This window comes from Paenibacillus sp. HB172176 (genome assembly GCF_011947265.1).
Taxonomy (GTDB): domain Bacteria; phylum Bacillota; class Bacilli; order Paenibacillales; family Paenibacillaceae; genus Pristimantibacillus.
This window is the reverse complement of the sequence record NZ_JAATHD010000009.1, coordinates 1-16,945: the sequence shown is the minus strand read 5'-3', so window position 1 is coordinate 16,945 and position 16,945 is coordinate 1. Positions and strand designations below refer to the sequence as shown.

Sequence of the window (16,945 nt, the reverse complement as noted above, 5' to 3'; positions counted from 1 at the left end):
GCGCCGGACAGAGCAATTAACTGCCGCCAAGCGTCTGGAGGAATGGCATTGAAAATCAACATAATGGAGAGAACCTCGCTAATTATTATTTATTTCGTTTTATTTTTGCTTATGATGATGACATTATATCCGCTGCTTCATGTGGTGTTCGCATCGTTTAGCAATCCTAATGAAATCATCTCGTACAGGGGATTGCTGTGGAAGCCGCTGGGCATTAATTTCGAGGCGTACAAGCTTGTGTTTTCTAATCCGAACATTTATACAGGCTACAGAAACACGCTGTTTATTGTCGTGGTCGGCGTTTCCTTGAATTTATTCGTCACGGCGCTGGGCGCTTACGTACTTTCGCGAAAGAACGTCATGTGGAATAACGTCTTCATGGCTTTAATCGTCTTCACTATGTTTTTCAGCGGAGGGCTGGTTCCTCTGTACCTGGTCGTAAAGGGCGTAGGTTTAACGAATACGTTGTGGTCGACCATTTTGCCCTTTGCCGTATCCACCTTCAATCTGATTGTGATGCGTACCTCCTTCAAGTCAGTTCCGGACAGCTTGGAGGAGTCGGCAAAAATCGACGGAGCCAATCACTTTATCATTTTATTCCGCATTATTATTCCGCTGTCGCTTCCGGTTTTGGCGGTGATGGGACTTTATTATGCGGTAGAGAAATGGAATGGCTGGTTTTACGCGTCTATTTTCATTCAAAATCGCGATTTGTTTCCGTTGCAAATATTTCTGAGAGAGATACTGATATTAAGCTCGACCGATAATATGACTTCGGGCTCGGCTGCGGTGGGCGAACAATTCCAAATTAGCGCTACGATCAAGTACGCCACGATTATGGTAGCCACTGTTCCGATATTATGCGTTTATCCGTTTATACAGCGCTTCTTCGTGAAGGGCGTCATGATCGGCGCTATAAAGGGATGAAACAAAGCGAATGGCCCGGCTGTCGACTCGACAAGCCGGGCTTATGACGGCGAGGTAGAGGCTCGTGCATCAAATCGTTCAATCGTGTAATGAATTTTCACTATCATTTGTCACAAAAATTCATCAATAGCCAATTCTTTCACTTGTTTGCGGAATGACCCTCTGTATGATAAAGAGGAGGCCCTTGCGATAGTAGCACGAGTTTTCGAATTCGCAGAGGCTATCTGTTATTGAGGAGGGTAATGATGACAAGCAAATTTGTAAGCGATTTCAAATTTTGGGTGTTTGTCGTTATACTGGCGTTGAGCATGCTTGGCGGACTAGGATTGCAGCCGCAGCAAGCGGCGGCGGCGAGCGTCAGCATCGAGAACGGGACGGATTGGATGGACACGTCGGGAGATCCGATTGAAGCGAACAGCGGGAACATTCTCAAAGTAGGCAGCACGTATTATCTGTACGGCGAGCATGCGGTGAGCGGCACCTTCGATCGAGTCAACGTGTACACCTCGACGGATTTGAAGAACTGGACGCTCGGCAATGCGATTCTGACCAAAACTTCGGCGACGGAGCTGAACTCCAGCAAGATCGAGCGTCCGAAGGTAATCTATAACGCATCCACCGGCAAATATGTGCTATGGGCGCATTACGAGAATGGCACGGATTACAGCCTGGGCCGGGTAGCCGTGGCGACAAGCAACACGCCAGACGGCAATTTCGTTTATCAGGGAAGCTTCCAGCCGCTCGGCTATGAATCGCGGGATATGACCGTCTTCGTAGATTCCGACGGCACAGGCTACCTGATCTCGGCCTCCCGCAAGAACGGCGGGGCCAATGACACGATGGCCATCTTCCAGATGAACGCGAGCTATACAGGCATCAGCTCCTTCGTCGGCTGGGTATTCGAGAACGGCTACCGCGAAGCGCCGGCGGTCGTGAAGAAGGGCAGCCTCTATTATCTGTTCACTTCGCAGGCGTCGGGCTGGTATCCGAATCAAGGTGCATACGCTACGGCAACGTCCATGACAGGGACGTGGTCTTCCTTGTCGCCGTTCGGCAATCCATCCGCCTTCGGCACGCAAATTCATGATATCGCAACGATTACGGGCAGCTCGACGACTTCCTACATCTATATGGCTGATCGCTGGAATCCGCTTAATCTCGGCGAGCACAAGCATATCTGGCTGCCGCTTACGCTCAACGATTCTGCGGGAACCGCATCGCTGGAATGGTACAGCAAGTGGAGCATTGACGCGGGGACGGGCTCCGTCACACTGCCGTCTCTGACGAACCACGCGCAGGGCAAAACGGCGACCGCCGCCTCCGTTGGCTCGGGATCAACCGCATCCTATGCGAATGACGGCAATTACCAGACCTCGTGGGTTGCCTCCTCCAGCACCTGGCCGAGCTGGTGGCAGGTTGACTTCGGCGCTCCGAAGACGATCACGGAGGTCGATATCTCGTGGTTCATGTACAAGGGCTCGGAGGCGAATTATCAGTATAAAATCGAAATCAGCAATGACGGCACGAACTATTCGGCAATCGATCGAACGGACAATACCACCTATGGCTTCACGACGGACAAGGTTCATTTCACAGCCCGTTATGTCCGTATTAATCTCGTTAACGCGGATCTATGGAACAATCCGGGCAACTGGTACACGCCGACCGTTCACGAGGTGAAGCTGCTTGGTCCGGCAACGGCGGATGCGACAGGCTACAGCACGTTCCAATCGCATAATTTCTCGACGCGCTATATTAGACATTACAACTTTAATCTGCGCATAGACGAGAGCGTATCTCCCGTCCTCGATTCCGAGTTCAGGGTAGTGCCTGGCCTTGGAAGCTCGTCAGGCGTCTCGCTGGAATCGATTAATTTCCCCGGGTATTTCATGCGGGTGAACAGCAGCAACAAGGTTGTGCTGGAGCCATACAGCGACTCCTCTGCCTACAAGAATGACGCGACGTTTATTCTTCACGCGGGCTGGGCCGACAGCTCGAAGATATCCTTCGAGTCCTACAGCCATTCGGGTTATTATGTGCGGCATTATAATTATGTGCTGCAGATCGATTCCATCAGCTCGTCCAGTTCCTCGACGACGAAGAGCGACGCGACGTTCGCGAGGTTTAATTACTAACGGTCAAGCAGGGCAGCGCGCATAACCGATGTTACAGCTTGCTCCGATAGGCGCTAGGCGAGCAGCCGTAACGCTGCTTGAATACGGTATTGAAGTAGCTCATATGCTTGAAACCCGTATCAAGTGCGACCTCCATGACATTTTTGTTGGAGGTGAGGAGCAGATAGGCGGCTTTCTGCAGTCGATAGGCGTTCATGTAGGCAACGGGACTTTCTTTGGTCATGCTTTTGAAAAAACGGCAAAAATACGATTCGCTCATAGCGAGCAGCTTGGCCAGCTGCGCAAGCGCTATGGGCTCTTTATAATGAGCTTCAATATAAGTGAGCACGGTTTTCAGTCTCTCAATATTATATGTTCCCGCATCAGCCTTGTTAGCCTGTTCGGCAGGTTCTCCGAGTTGCAGCAGCTTAGCAATCGCGATGGACAATAGTCCCTTGGCCAACAGCTCAAAGGCAGGCGGCTTCTCCTCATTTAGCGCAATCAACTCTCGCAGCAGTCCTGTAACCTCGCTTCCTCGTTCCCCATTTAAATGAACAGGAACCTGATATTTCTTCTGCAGCAGGGGAATAATGTACTGATCATGTATGAGATCAACGGCGCTGCTTTTGAACATTTGAGGATGCAGCACAATGGCAACGAAGGAGCAGGGCTGCTCCCCCAGCTTCTCTCCGGCATGCAATTCTCCGGTATTGATGAAGATCGCTTCTCCAGCCGCGAGATCATATTCGGCAGAATCTACTCGGAACCGGGCTTTTCCTTCTGTCAACAGGAGAAGTTCAAGCTCTTCATGCCAATGCAAGTCGAGAAGCGGCGTATCGGCTGGACAAGTTATGGCATAGAAGCTTAGAGGGTAGCTTAAGCTGCCATGCACGCGGTTTTCTTTCAGCAGATCCTTGTTCATAGCGTGACGTCTCCTTCCTTGTTAGGTCAAAATCATGATAATAATAGACAAAATATATGATGAAATCAATCGTATAAGTCAATATTATTATAGATAATAGAATGGAGGATGAATAGATGAAATTTACTGACGGATATTGGCAGACGAGAGAAGGCTTCGACCTTCAGTATCCAATTGATGTGCGCGATGTGCAAATGAATCAGAATCAGGCAACTGCATATATGGCTACGAAATTTATTCAGCGCAAAGGAGACACGCTTAACGGCACGATGCTGACGGCGGAGCTCAGCTCGCCGATTCCCGATGTGATCAAGGTGAAATGGGTGCATCATGACGGCGGAACAAAGCCCGGACCTCATTTCGCTATTCATTCGAGCGGCAATCATTCCATCACGTGGGAACAGACGGATGCGGGCTGGAAGCTGCAGAACGGAGGCTTGTCGGCGACAATTCGCAAGGAACCGTCCTTCGGCCTGGATTTTCATTATAATGGCAAGCGCTTAACCGGAACATCCGGCAGAGCGACGGCCTATGTACAGAACGGGAAGGAAAGCTCCTTCTTCCGCGAAATGCTCGATCTCGGAGTTGGCGAGCAAATCTACGGCATGGGCGAGCGCTTCACCCCTTTCGTGAAGAACGGGCAATCGGTCGATATCTGGAATGAAGACGGCGGCACGAGCAGCGAGCAGGCGTACAAGAACGTTCCGTTCTATCTGTCCAGCGCGGGCTACGGCGTGTTCGTCAATCATCCGGAGCGCGTTTCGTTCGAGGCAGCCTCCGAGGTGGTATCCAAGGTGGGCTTCAGCGTGCCGGGCGAGGAGCTGGAATATTATATCATCGGCGGCGAGAAGCTGAAGGATGTTTTGAACCATTTCACAACGCTTACGGGAAAGCCGGCTCTGCCTCCTGCCTGGTCGTTCGGCTTGTGGCTGACGACCTCGTTCACGACCGATTACGATGAAGCGACCTGCAATTCCTTCATTGAAGGCATGGCGGAGCGCAATATTCCGCTGCATGTGTTCCACTTCGACTGCTTCTGGATGAAGGAATATCAATGGTGCGATTTCGAATGGGATCCCGCCATGTTCCCCGATCCCGAGGGGATGCTGAGCCGTCTGAAGGATCGCGGCTTGAAGGTATGTGTATGGATCAACTCGTATATCGCGCAGAAATCGCCTCTGTTCCGCGAGGGCGCGGAGAAGGGCTATCTCCTCAAGCGGCCGGACGGCAGCGTATGGCAGTGGGATCTGTGGCAGGCCGGCATGGGACTTGTCGATTTCACGAATCCTGAAGCGACGGCCTGGTACCAATCCAAACTGAAACGGCTGATGGACATGGGCGTCGATTGCTTCAAGACGGATTTCGGCGAGCGCATCCCGACGGACGTTGTCTATCATGACGGCTCCGATCCTTACAAAATGCATAATTACTACACGCATCTGTACAATAAAGCGGTCTTCGATTTGCTGGAGCAGGAGCGCGGCAAGGGCGAAGCGATGCTGTTCGCGCGTTCGGCGACGGCTGGCGGCCAGCAATTCCCCGTTCACTGGGGCGGCGATTGCTCCGCGAACTACGATTCCATGGCGGAATCGCTGCGCGGCGGCCTGTCGCTCGGTCTCTCCGGCTTCGGCTTCTGGAGCCACGACATCAGCGGCTTCGAGAGAACGGCTCCGCCGGATATCTACAAGCGCTGGGTCGCCTTCGGCCTGCTGTCCTCGCACAGCCGTCTTCATGGTAATGAATCGTATCGCGTGCCTTGGCTGTTCGACGAGGAATCGGTCGATGTGCTCCGCTACTTCACGGAGTGGAAGAGCAGGCTGATGCCGTACTTGTTCGGACATGCGGTGGAAGCGACGGAGAAGGGTCTGCCGATGATGCGCGCGATGGTGCTGGAATTCCCTGAGGATCCAACCTGTCTTCCTCTGGATCGGCAATATATGCTCGGCGAGCAGCTGCTCGTTGCGCCGATCTTCAATACGGAGGGCACTGTGCAATATTATGTGCCGGAGGGACGCTGGACGCATTTCTTCACGGGCGAGACGATCGAAGGCGGCAAATGGCGGAACGAGATCCATGATTATATGAGCCTGCCGGTGCTCGCGAGACCGAACAGCTTGATCGCGGTCGGCAGCAATGACCAGAAGCCGGATTATGACTATGCGGACGGCGTCGCCTTCCACTTGTTCGAGCTGGAGGATGGGGCGGAGGCCGTATCGCGGGTTCATGATTTGAAGGGCGAATTGCAAGTGACGGTTACAGCTTCGCGCAGCGGCAATCGCATCGAGATCGGGGCCGAAGGCGCGGAGAAGGAGTGGTTCGTCGTACTGCGCGGCATCGTGAATGCGGCAGCGGTGGAAGGCGCCGAAGGCGTTGCGACGCCGCAAGGCTTGAAGCTGACTCCGCAGCAGGGCGCGAAGCGAATCAGCGTTAGTCTAAACGCTTAATACCACATAGCAAGGGGTCTCCGGTGTGATGCGGAGGTCCCTTTTTCTCGTTGAATGAGTGTACTTGTAGGGAGAAGAAGGCGATGTAACAGGCATTCTTTCATGTATAATAGGACATGATCAAGCTTATGAGGGGTGCTATATTGTTGAGATCACTATTTCAGAAGGGACGAAACCGAAGGAGCAGCGTGTTTGCCGCGCTATTGCTTTCTCATCTCTTCGTTTTCATCATACCAGTGACGATTGGCAGCATCGTATATGTGAAGATTGAACAAATCATGATCGATAATTCCTATCGATCCAATTCAGCGATGCTTGAGCAGATGAAGCATATGATGGACAGCCGGACGCAGGAGATCGACTATCTCATGCGCCAGATCGCTTCCAATCCGAAGCAGCAGCACTTGATGGAAAAAAACGGGGAAGCGACTTCCTCCGCAGAGCAATATCAGTTTTTCGAATTCATGCAGGAGCTGTCCCGTTACAGCGCGTACAACACTTTGTTCCATGATTTCTACGTATATTTCGGAAATACGGACACCATACTGACAACATCGATGAAAACGGACTCCAAGACCTTCTATAATCAAATCTATTCCTACAAAAACATATCCTACGAGGATTACAAATCACGAATATTGCTTGGGGATCATTTCAAATCCTATTTGCCGTCACAAGCGATCGTCAGCGGCGCGAGAGCAGAGAATATGGTCACTTATGTGCAATCGCTTCCACTTGCGAAGCAGTCCAAGCCTGATGGAAGCCTCGTTATACTGATCGATGAGGCTCAGATTCGAAGCTTGCTAGACCAGACGGAGGGCTTGCATGAGGGGAATATGTACATCCTGAACGAGCAAATGGAGGTCATAATCGGACCGGAGGAAGGGAAGGCTCTCGACGTGAGCGATCGCGAGCAATTGTTGCGGCATGACGGAGAGCAGAGCGGTTATTATCATACAACGATGGACGGCGAGGAGCATCTGGCGGCTTATACGAAGTCGAAGGTGAACGGCTGGACCTATCTCTCTGTCTTCCCGAAGAAGGTTGTACTGGAGCAAGTGAACACGGTGAAGAAATGGAGCGTGGCTGCCGTAGTCGCCTGCCTTCTTGGCGGTATAGGGTTGAGCGTCTATTTGACGCGCAGACATTACGGTCCTATTCAAGAAGTGGTCCATACGATAAGAAACGGCCGCTCTCAAAGCGTGAAGGGCAGACAGAATGAGCTCAAGCTGATCAAAGATACAGTAGAATCCCTTTTCGGGAAGGAGCATCAGCTCGAGAACAAAATCAGTCAGCAAGTTCCCATTATCCGAGCCGACTTTCTCAATCGTTTAGTATGCGGACAAGTTGACGCAGATGCGATTAGCAGAGACGACTTGACGTTTATGGGCTTGTATTTCGAACATTCGTCATTCAGCGTCATTCTGTTCGATATCGACGATGCGTCCCGGTTCATGAAGGAGGACACGGAACGGGAGTGGGCGCTCATTCGATTCATCCTGATGAATGTAAGCGAGGAGTTGCTTGAACATGGCGGATATGCGTTCGAAATGGAGAAAAACCGACTAGCCGTATTGATGAATATCAATACGGGTATGGAATCGGAACAGCGAATCAAGCCATTCACGGAAGACGTCGTACGTCTGATGGAAGCCCGGTTCAGAACGTCTATTACAGCAGGCGTGAGCGCCTGTCATGAAGGCTTGAGCCGAATTGCAGACGGGTACGGAGAAGCGCTTATTGCTTTGTCGTACAAAATGATCAAAGGGACAAGCGGCGTTATCTATTATGAGAATGTACGGCATACGCCTGCCGATTCCTTCATCTACCCCGTCGATATCGAGCTTCAACTGATCAATCAAACGAAGCATGGCGATCCGGAAAACGCGGAGCGTCTGCTCGATAAGCTGTATGAAATGAATTTCTCCTCCAAAAGCCTGTCGCCGGAAAAGATCGGCTGGTTGTTCCAGAATATGCAAAGCACCTTGATTAAAATTATGGATGCCTTGCGTCTCGCGCCGGGCGAGATTCTTGCGGGCGAAAGCGATCTTGCGAAATATTTCGCCAGCGCTATAACCGCGGACGACAAATTCGATCGGATCAAAGCCGTGTTCCTTAACATCGGCACGAAAATAAAAGAAGAGCGCACCGATAAAGGCGAGGAGCTTTACAATCGAATCGTGGGATTTATTGAAGAGCATTATCACGACAATAACTTAAGCTTGACCATGATAGCCGAGCATTTCGATCTCAGTCCGATCTACATCTCGGCCTTCTTCAAGAAACAAAGCGGAGACAATGTCAGCGAGCTTATTACGAGAGTGCGGATTAAGCATGCGAAGAGGCTTCTCGCCGAAGAGCTTACCATTAATGAAATTGCGCTGCGAATCGGCTATTCGAACAATATTGTATTAACGAAGGTGTTCAAGAAGCATGAAGGCATTACTCCGGGGAAATATCGGGAATCCCTGAGTGACAATAAGCCGGAAAGCTAGTCGTTACGGGCATTTTCTCAATCCTGGTTAATGCATCTTGAAAGGAGACAACCGCATATATTGAACTGAAATAATGCGCCTAAAAAACGCATTATTTTCTTTATGGCGGCTTGCTTATACAGTGTTAGCAAGGACGCATTGAGCCTGGCGGAAAGCGTCTTACAAATAAAAGGGAGGCAAACACAAAATGAAAAAGTGGAAAGCAGGAATGAGCTTGGCGATGAGTGCGGCATTGACCGCGACCATGCTTGCGGCTTGCTCGAATGACAACGCCAACAGCAACAATTCGGAAGCAAGCGCCAAACCGGGTGAAAGCGCCCAAACGGACGGCAAAGGGGAGGCATCATATCCGGACAAGCTGTCTTATTGGGTGGAGCTTGACGGAGATTCGGCCGCGTCGCTAACGAATTTCGATGAAGTGGGCGCGTATAAGGAACTGGAGAAAATGACGGGCACGAAGGTCGAATTCAAGCATCCCGGCGGCGACAGCGCGCAGGTGAAGGAGCAATTCAATCTCATGGTCGCTTCGGGCAATCTTCCCGATGTGATTCAGACAAACTGGCTGACGGTTCCCCGCGGACCGCAGAATGCGATTAAAGAAGGCACGATTATTCGTTTGAATGAGCTCATTGACGAGTATGCGCCTAATTTCAAAGCTTTTCTTGAAGAAAACCCCGATATTGCAAACATGATCAAGACGGATGACGGCGATATTTATGCATTCCCGTTTATTCGCGGCGACGATCGGCTGAAAGTTTACTATGGACCGATTATGAGGGAGGATTGGCTGGAGAAGCTTCATTTGGAGCAGCCGACCACAATCGAGGAGTGGGAGCAAGTTCTGACCGCCTTCCTGAATGACGATCCCAATGGCAATGGAAAGAAGGACGAGGTGCCTTTCCTGCTGGAGACGGGCTCTGTGCGCAACGAATCGTTGAATCAGCTTATCGGAGGCTGGGGCATTCTCTCCAAATTCTATCAGGTTGACGGCGTTGTGAAATACGGCGAGCTGCAGCCTGAGTACAAGGATTTCATCAGCACGCTCAACGACTGGTATAACAAGGGATTAATCGACAAGGACTTCCCGGCTGTTGACGGCAAGCTGAAGGATGCCAAGATTACGGGCAATACGCTGGGCGCCTTCTACGGCTTTGCGAGCGGAAGCATTGGCAAGTATATGGATCTTATGAAGGATGACCCTTCCTTCAAGCTCGCGCCGGTTGTGAATCCTTCCTTGCAGGAAGGAGAGAACGCGGCTGCCGGTCAAATCAGCGCCACTTATCCCGGAGAGCATTCGGCAGCGATAACAACGGCGGCCAAAAATCCGGAGCAAATTGTGAAGTGGCTCGATCTGGGCTATTCCGAGGAGGGCAGCATGCTGTTCAACTTCGGGATTGAGGGGGAAAGCTACACAATGGTTGACGGCGTCCCAACCTATACCGATGTGATTACCAACAATCCGGATGGACTGGCATTCAAGCAAGCGCAAGCGCGCTATATGAGGACGCATTTCGGCGGACCGTTCAATCAAGACGTAGGCTCATTCCTCCAGCAGATGAGATATCCGGAGCAATTGACGGCCATTGAGAATTGGAGCAAGGCGGACAATACTATTCAATTGCCTCCTGTTACGCTGACCGCCGAGGAGAGCGGAGAGCTCGCTTCCATCATGAATGATATTAATACGTATTCCGACGAACTCATTATTAAATTCATTCTGGGTGTTGAGCCGCTGACGGAGTTCTCGAAATATGTGGACAATCTGAAGACATTCGGCATCGACAAAGCGATCGCCATCGAGCAAGCGGCGCTGGATCGCTATAACAATCGCTAATTGACCATACAGCCAGTCCGAACGAGAGGCGAGCAATCCTGTTGGCAGCCTCTCGTTTCTCATCATGGCAAGAATCGAGGGGAGTCTATTGTTTGTGAAACGCTTATGGCGCGATTTGAAAATGAACCGCACCGTATATCTTATGCTGTTGCCGATTGTCGTTTATTATATGCTGTTTCATTATGGGCCAATGTACGGCTTGCAAATTGCTTTCAAGGATTTCATTCCTGTCAAAGGCTTCACCGGAAGTCCATGGGTGGGATTCAAATATTTCGAGGATTTTTTCGGAAGCGTGTTTTTCTGGCGGATATTAAAGAATACGGTGCTGCTCAGCTTCTATAGTCTGCTCTTCTTCTTCCCTTCGGGCATTCTGTTCGCCCTGCTGTTGAATGAGCTAAGAAGCAACAGGCTGCGTCGTTCGGTTCAGACGATTTCATACATGCCTCATTTCATATCGCTCGTTGTCGTTGTCGGTTTTATGTTCGATTTCCTGTCGAGAGACGGGCTTATTAACGATATTATTGTTTTCTTCGGAGGAGAAGCAATCTCTTTCATGCGAGCCCAGGAGTGGTTCCGCAGCATCTATATCGGCTCGGAGATCTGGCAGAATATCGGGTGGAGCTCTATTATCTATTTGGCGGCCATCAGCAATGTGAATCCAACTCTCTACGAAGCGGCCAGGATGGATGGCGCCAATCGGTGGAAGCAGATGAGGCATGTTACTTTGCCGGGAATTATGCCTACAGTCACCATTATGCTTATTCTATTTATAGGAAAATTCATGACGGTCGGTTTCGAGAAAATCATCCTGATGTACAATCCCGTTATCTATGAAACCGCGGATGTCATTCAAACCTATGTGTACCGAAAAGGAATATTGGAAGCGAACTTCAGCTACAGCGCCGCGGTAGGCTTATTCAACGCTGTTCTTAGCTTCACGTTGTTGATTCTGGCGAATGTTATAGCGAAGCGGGCAGGAGAAACCAAACTGTGGTAAGGAGGGGAATAGGATGTTGATGAGAAGAAGCGCCGGAGAGAAGCTATTCGACTGGAGCAATGCCGGCTTTATGATTATGGTGTCATTTATTACGCTATATCCAATTTTGTACGTGCTGTTCTCGTCTTTGAGCGATCCGCAATACGTGGTTCAGCATCGCGGACTGATCTTCTACCCGCATGGCTTCAATCTGGACGCTTACCGAATGGTATTCAAAAATCCAAATATGATTCAAGCCTTCGGAAATACGCTTTTTTATGTTGCTGCCGGCACCGCTATTAATATTTTGCTGACCTCGCTCGGCGCATACGCCTTGTCTCGAAAGAAGCTTATGTTGAAGAATGTGATTATGTTCCTGATTGTGTTCACCATGTTCTTCGAAGGCGGATTGATCCCGTTATATCTTCAGGTGAAAAATTTGGGTATTTTGGATACGCGGCTGAGTCTTCTGCTGCCTACGGCAATCAGCGCCTTTAATCTTATTATTATGCGCACCGCTTTTCAGGCTGTTCCCGAAAGTCTGGAGGAAGCCGCAAAAATGGAAGGCGCTTCGGATTGGTCGATTTTGTTCCGGGTCGTGCTTCCGCTCTCCATGCCGGTTGTTGCGGTTATGATTCTATTCTATGGCGTTTCGCACTGGAATTCATGGTTCATGGCGACAATCTTCCTCCAGGATCGCGAATTATTCCCGCTGCAGTTGATTCTGCGCGAAATTCTGATCAGCAATGATACCAGCTCAATGGCGACCGGCGTCAGCTCCTCTGATCAAATGTCGATTGGAGAAACGATCAAATACGCGACGATTGTAATCGCAACGATTCCCATTCTGCTGCTGTATCCGTTTCTGCAGAAATATTTTGTCAAAGGTGTTATGATTGGAGCAATTAAGGAATAGAGAAGGGAGGGATTCTGATGATTCGGCTGTTCGAGACGAACAAGGTGCGGAGAAGGCGGGAGCTGGACGGAAGCTGGATGTTTCAAGTCGGGGAGAAGGATGCTCCTGAGTCGGACGGGATGGATATGCAGGTGCCGGGCTGCTGGGAGAACCATCCCAAGCTGCTTGCGTACAGAGGAAAGGGCGTTTACACGAAGCGTCTGGAGCTGGAGGAGAAGACGAATCTTCGATTCGTCTTCAAAGGCGTCGGTCATACGGCGCGAGTCTGGTTTGACGGACGATTGATCGCCGAGCATTATAATGCGTATACGGCCTTCGACGCAATAGTGAAGGATGTTGCTTCAGGCGTTCATGAGCTTAGCATTGAGGCTGATAACAGCTTTCATGAAGCGTCCTCGCTGCATATTCCGAACGATTATTACAGCTACGGCGGCATTACGAGACCGGTTGTGATGGAGGAGATCGGACAGATTTATATAGAGCGTTTGCAATTTACGCCGCGCTGCGAGGATGGGCGTTGGCATGCGACTGTGGAAGCGATTGTTCATAATGTGTCGGAGGCTCCGATTGCCGCTCGTTTGGAAGGAAGCTTGTGCGGAGCAAGCTTGCGCTTCGCCTCCGCGGTCGTTGAACCGGGCAAGCATACGCTGCGCGCGGTACAGGCCTTGGGCAAGGTGCAGCCATGGTCGCATGCGCAGCCTGAGCTGTATCTGTTGAAAACGGCGCTATTTCTCGGCGAAGAGGAGGAGCCTGCCGATGATTTGATCGAGAGGGTCGGCTTTCGCGTCGTAACGACAGAGGGGGGCAAGCTTCAGGTGAACGGTGAGGACATCGTCTTGAAGGGCTTTAACCGTCATGAGGATCATCCTGCGGCAGGTTCGGCGCTGCCGGTGTCGTTAATGGCTCAGGATCTGGATCTTATGGCGGATATGGGGGCCAACTGTGTTCGCACGAGCCATTACCCGAATGATGAACGCTTCCTCGATCTATGCGACGAGCGAGGCCTTTATGTATGGGAGGAGAACCACGCCAGGGGCTTGAGTCTTCAGGAGATGCGGCATCCCCTCTTCATCTCTCAATGCGAGAATGTGAATCGGGAAATGGTCGAGCAGCATGTGAATCATCCATCTATCATCACATGGGGCATTCTCAACGAATGCGCAAGCGATTCCGAGGAAGGCAGGGAGCATTATAGAAGGCAATTGAAGCAAATTCGCGAGCTGGACGGCAGCAGGCCGCTCACCTTCGCCAGCCATCATCGGGAGAAGGAGCTTTGCTTCGATCTGGCCGACATTGTGTCCGTTAATTTGTATCCGGGCTGGTATACCGACGAGGATCCGGGCGAGCTGTGCGATCGGGCCAGGGCATGGGCGGATGCGGCGGGCGGAGCCGGCAAGCCGATGATCTTGAGTGAATTCGGCGGAGACGGTTATTATGGTTACAGGGACGCCAGCCGAGTTCGCGGAACAGAGGAGCGGCAAGCGGATATTATCGAGTCGAATTTGGCGGCATATCTGGCCAGAGATTATCTGTCCGGCATGCTGATTTGGCAATTCTGCGATTGCCGGGTTACCGAAGCGACAGGCTGGCTGCTGTCCCGCGCCGGCACGCAGAACAGTAAGGGCATCGTCGACCGTTATCGCAGGCCGAAGCTTGCTTATGATGTGGTGCGGACACATTTTACTGCAAAACAGAAATAGAGCGAGGAGGAATTAGATGGAACGAATGAAACATCGCATTCTATTAGTCGGTCACGGCAATATTAGCTCGAAGTATGTTGGGGCTGTGCGCGATCTGGAGCAGGCAACGATTGTCGGCGTCGTCGGGAGAAACGAGGAGCGGGTGTCCGCTTTCGCGAAGGCGAATGCCATTCCGGTGTGGAGCACGGATATGGCGGACGCCGCAAAGCGATCCGGAGCGACGGCGGCGATGATCTGCACGCCCAATGGAAGCCACTATGAGGCGGTTATGGCCGCTTCGAAGCTCGGGCTGCATTGCTTATGCGAGAAGCCGCTGCATTATTCTTCTGCGAAGCAGCGCGAAATGATCGAGAGCTGCAAGGAGAACGGCGTTAAGCTTGCCGTATCCTATATGCGCCGGTTTACTCCGCATCTGCGCGAGGTGAAGGACATGCTCGATGCCGGAAAGCTGGGCGAAGTGAGAGTCGTCGATGTGGTATTGAAGCATTTTCGCGAGAAGAGCTATTACGATTCCTGGCATGGCACGAGCGATCAAGACGGCGGCGGACCGTTCATTCAGCAGGGCAGCCATATTATCGATATGGCGCTATGGCTGTGCGGCGGTTATCGGGAGGTGCTGGCCGCGAAGCTGTTCCAGGCTTATCATGATGGAATCGAGACGGAGGACCACGGCTACGCCATTGTGAGCTACGCGGGCGGGGCGGTCGGAATGATCGAGGCCTCTACCGCTTGCAAGGGCACGAGCGAGGAACGAATCGAGATATCGGGGACGAAGGGATCGATTGCGGTTAATTTCGGCGGCATTCTTGCCAGCCGCTTCGATGACGGGGATGAGCCGGAGCGGATGGCTCATGCCTCGGACAGCTTGGCCGTGGAGCCGTTGTTCGCCGCTTTGGTGAAGGATTTCCTCGCGGCGATCGAGGAGAATCGGAAGCCGGAGGTGGACGGCGAATCCGCAAGCCTGGCCACCGCGCTTGTCGAAGCGATCTACCGTGAGGCGGGAGAACCTGTAAGCTTGAACAAGCCGGATTGAACCAAGAGGAGAGGCAAGCTGTTGATGCCCTGATCGTTACGGGCATTCCTTAGCTTCTCGATTCCAAATATGGTGTTTCCTTCATCGTCAATATGCTATATTTAAAGGAGATGGAAACCGATTTCCTAATGCTATGGACGAGAGGAACAGGATGCTCATGAAAATTACGATAATGGATATCGCGCGTGCGGCTAATGTTGCCAAATCAACTGTGTCCAAGGTGTTGAATGACTCTCCGAATATATCTGCAGAAACCAAGGCCAGAGTTCGTCAGATTATGAAGGACATGAATTATACGCCCAGCAGCATGGCAACCCGGCTCGCCAAGCAGAACACGTACAATATTGGATTGCTTATTGACATGTCCCAGGAGCAAGCCTATCTTAATCCTTTCTTCTATTATATTATGGCAGGAATCGAAAGCGCGATCAGTCCTCGTCATTATGATCTAACCGTTGTCAATGTGCATGGGGGTCATTCGAGCGAGGAACGCCATTATATAAAGCGGCTTGTCATGGGGAAGAAAATTGACGGACTAATTACGAATAATTCCATTCTGAGCGCCGAGGATGCCGAGCAACTGAAGCGCCTTGCATTTCCGTTTGTTTCTATGGGACAATTCGGGGACGGTGCGGTGTCGTGGGTAGATTTCGACAACAAGAACGGCGGTCGGATACTGACCGAGCATTTGCTCGCACAAGCCTATACAAAGATTGCTTTCATAGGCGGCATTCCCGGAGAGCGATTGTTCGAAATGCGGTTTCAGGGCTATTCCGAGCAGTTGCAAACAGCAGGGCTGAACTGTACGGAGGAATGGATCGCTTGCGGCAGGGCGGATGAGGAGTTGGGTTATTGTGAGGTGAAGCGGCTCCTCGGCTTAGAGTCGCCGCCCCATTCTCTCATCTGCATGAATAATCAGGTTGCTTTCGGGGCATTGAAGGCTGCCAAGGAACTCGGCATTGATGTGCCCGGAAAGCTCGGCATCGCCACGTTCGACGACGAGCCGTATTCCGCACATATCAGCCCGTCCTTGACGAGCCTGTATATCAATACCTTCGAGCTCGGTTTTCAGGCAGGACAGATGGTGACGGATCTTATCGATCAGCCAAACCCGGCGCATCAAGGCGTGATGCTTCAACCGGAAATTCGTATTCGGGAATCGACCGTTCGACTATAAGTCAAGCCCCTCTGCGCTCGCGATTCGGCGAGAACAGAGGGGCTTTTTGCACATTATAGAATTTATAAAATCTCAATGGGATCTTGCAAATGTAACGGACATTTTCGACCGTTAGAAGCTCGTTTTAGCTAGCTTAAATTTTAACGGACCTTATTGCCTCTTAGCGGGTTCATTCCGTTGTTTTTTCGCTCGTTTGGTTGACTAAGAGGATAAAAAGTCCGTTAGAGCAAGCGAGTGTTGAAAAACGGCGTCTAGGAGGACAAAAAGTCCGTTAAAACGCGATTACTGATCCTTCCAGCGTTGAACGGTGAGACTCACCGTCTGGGCGCCGCCCGTCGGGGTCAGGGAGCGGTTGGCGATGTCGCTTCCGCTTGAGCTGGCCTCAACGGTGGCCCAGGTGCCGCGCG

At 51.4% G+C, this 16,945-nt stretch carries 11 protein-coding genes; 10 read left to right on the top strand and 1 reads right to left on the bottom strand.

Annotation, left to right across the window (positions count from 1 at the left end; genetic code table 11):
* Nucleotides 1-42 precede the first annotated feature (42 nt).
* Both HFP08_RS13745 and HFP08_RS13740 read left to right on the top strand, forming a co-directional pair.
* A complete protein-coding gene (locus tag HFP08_RS13745) occupies nucleotides 43-927 on the top strand; it encodes a carbohydrate ABC transporter permease (RefSeq protein ID WP_168121171.1) in 885 nt (294 codons plus the stop codon).
* A gap of 308 nt (nucleotides 928-1,235) precedes the next feature.
* Complete coding sequence (locus tag HFP08_RS13740; RefSeq protein ID WP_240941396.1) at nucleotides 1,236-3,062, top strand: AbfB domain-containing protein; 1,827 nt, start codon at nucleotides 1,236-1,238, stop codon at nucleotides 3,060-3,062.
* Nucleotides 3,063-3,093: 31 nt separating this feature from the next.
* On the opposite strand, the gene HFP08_RS13735 is transcribed toward HFP08_RS13740, so the two are convergent.
* Nucleotides 3,094-3,963 carry an AraC family transcriptional regulator gene (locus HFP08_RS13735; protein WP_168121169.1) on the bottom strand — a complete coding sequence of 290 codons (870 nt, stop codon included), beginning with the start codon at nucleotides 3,961-3,963 and terminating at the stop codon, nucleotides 3,094-3,096.
* 116 nt (nucleotides 3,964-4,079) lie between these two features.
* Here HFP08_RS13735 and yicI point away from each other — a divergent pair, with 116 nt between their 5' ends.
* From yicI to HFP08_RS13695, 8 genes are all read left to right on the top strand, one after another.
* Nucleotides 4,080-6,407, top strand: a complete 2,328-nt coding sequence (gene yicI, locus HFP08_RS13730; protein ID WP_168121168.1) for an alpha-xylosidase — start codon at nucleotides 4,080-4,082, stop codon at nucleotides 6,405-6,407.
* Between the two features lie 146 nt (nucleotides 6,408-6,553).
* Nucleotides 6,554-8,902, top strand: a complete 2,349-nt coding sequence (locus HFP08_RS13725) for a helix-turn-helix domain-containing protein (RefSeq protein ID WP_240941375.1) — start codon at nucleotides 6,554-6,556, stop codon at nucleotides 8,900-8,902.
* Nucleotides 8,903-9,089: 187 nt separating this feature from the next.
* On the top strand, nucleotides 9,090-10,736 hold the full coding sequence (locus HFP08_RS13720; protein ID WP_240941374.1) for a type 2 periplasmic-binding domain-containing protein: 1,647 nt from the start codon (nucleotides 9,090-9,092) through the stop codon (nucleotides 10,734-10,736).
* A 64-nt stretch (nucleotides 10,737-10,800) separates the two neighbouring features.
* A complete protein-coding gene (locus tag HFP08_RS13715) occupies nucleotides 10,801-11,733 on the top strand; it encodes an ABC transporter permease (protein WP_168121166.1) in 933 nt (310 codons plus the stop codon).
* 13 nt (nucleotides 11,734-11,746) lie between these two features.
* Nucleotides 11,747-12,628: a carbohydrate ABC transporter permease gene (locus HFP08_RS13710; protein ID WP_168121165.1), complete on the top strand. Its 882-nt coding sequence runs from the start codon at nucleotides 11,747-11,749 to the stop codon at nucleotides 12,626-12,628.
* 17 nt (nucleotides 12,629-12,645) lie between these two features.
* Nucleotides 12,646-14,328: a glycoside hydrolase family 2 protein gene (locus tag HFP08_RS13705; protein WP_168121164.1), complete on the top strand. Its 1,683-nt coding sequence runs from the start codon at nucleotides 12,646-12,648 to the stop codon at nucleotides 14,326-14,328.
* Nucleotides 14,329-14,344: 16 nt separating this feature from the next.
* Nucleotides 14,345-15,361, top strand: a complete 1,017-nt coding sequence (locus tag HFP08_RS13700) for a Gfo/Idh/MocA family protein (RefSeq protein WP_168121163.1) — start codon at nucleotides 14,345-14,347, stop codon at nucleotides 15,359-15,361.
* Between the two features lie 157 nt (nucleotides 15,362-15,518).
* Complete coding sequence (locus HFP08_RS13695) at nucleotides 15,519-16,538, top strand: LacI family DNA-binding transcriptional regulator (RefSeq protein WP_168121162.1); 1,020 nt, start codon at nucleotides 15,519-15,521, stop codon at nucleotides 16,536-16,538.
* Nucleotides 16,539-16,945 lie beyond the last annotated feature (407 nt).

Coding starts and splice junctions, on each gene's coding strand:
- HFP08_RS13695 (WP_168121162.1), top strand. CDS start 15,519: ATGAAAATTACGATAATGGATATCGCGCGTGCGGCTAATGTTGCCAAA.
- yicI (WP_168121168.1), top strand. CDS start 4,080: ATGAAATTTACTGACGGATATTGGCAGACGAGAGAAGGCTTCGACCTT.
- HFP08_RS13710 (WP_168121165.1), top strand. CDS start 11,747: ATGTTGATGAGAAGAAGCGCCGGAGAGAAGCTATTCGACTGGAGCAAT.
- HFP08_RS13700 (WP_168121163.1), top strand. CDS start 14,345: ATGGAACGAATGAAACATCGCATTCTATTAGTCGGTCACGGCAATATT.
- HFP08_RS13745 (WP_168121171.1), top strand. CDS start 43: ATGGCATTGAAAATCAACATAATGGAGAGAACCTCGCTAATTATTATT.
- HFP08_RS13705 (WP_168121164.1), top strand. CDS start 12,646: ATGATTCGGCTGTTCGAGACGAACAAGGTGCGGAGAAGGCGGGAGCTG.
- HFP08_RS13740 (WP_240941396.1), top strand. CDS start 1,236: ATGCTTGGCGGACTAGGATTGCAGCCGCAGCAAGCGGCGGCGGCGAGC.
- HFP08_RS13720 (WP_240941374.1), top strand. CDS start 9,090: ATGAAAAAGTGGAAAGCAGGAATGAGCTTGGCGATGAGTGCGGCATTG.
- HFP08_RS13715 (WP_168121166.1), top strand. CDS start 10,801: ATGGCAAGAATCGAGGGGAGTCTATTGTTTGTGAAACGCTTATGGCGC.
- HFP08_RS13735 (WP_168121169.1), bottom strand. CDS start 3,963: ATGAACAAGGATCTGCTGAAAGAAAACCGCGTGCATGGCAGCTTAAGC.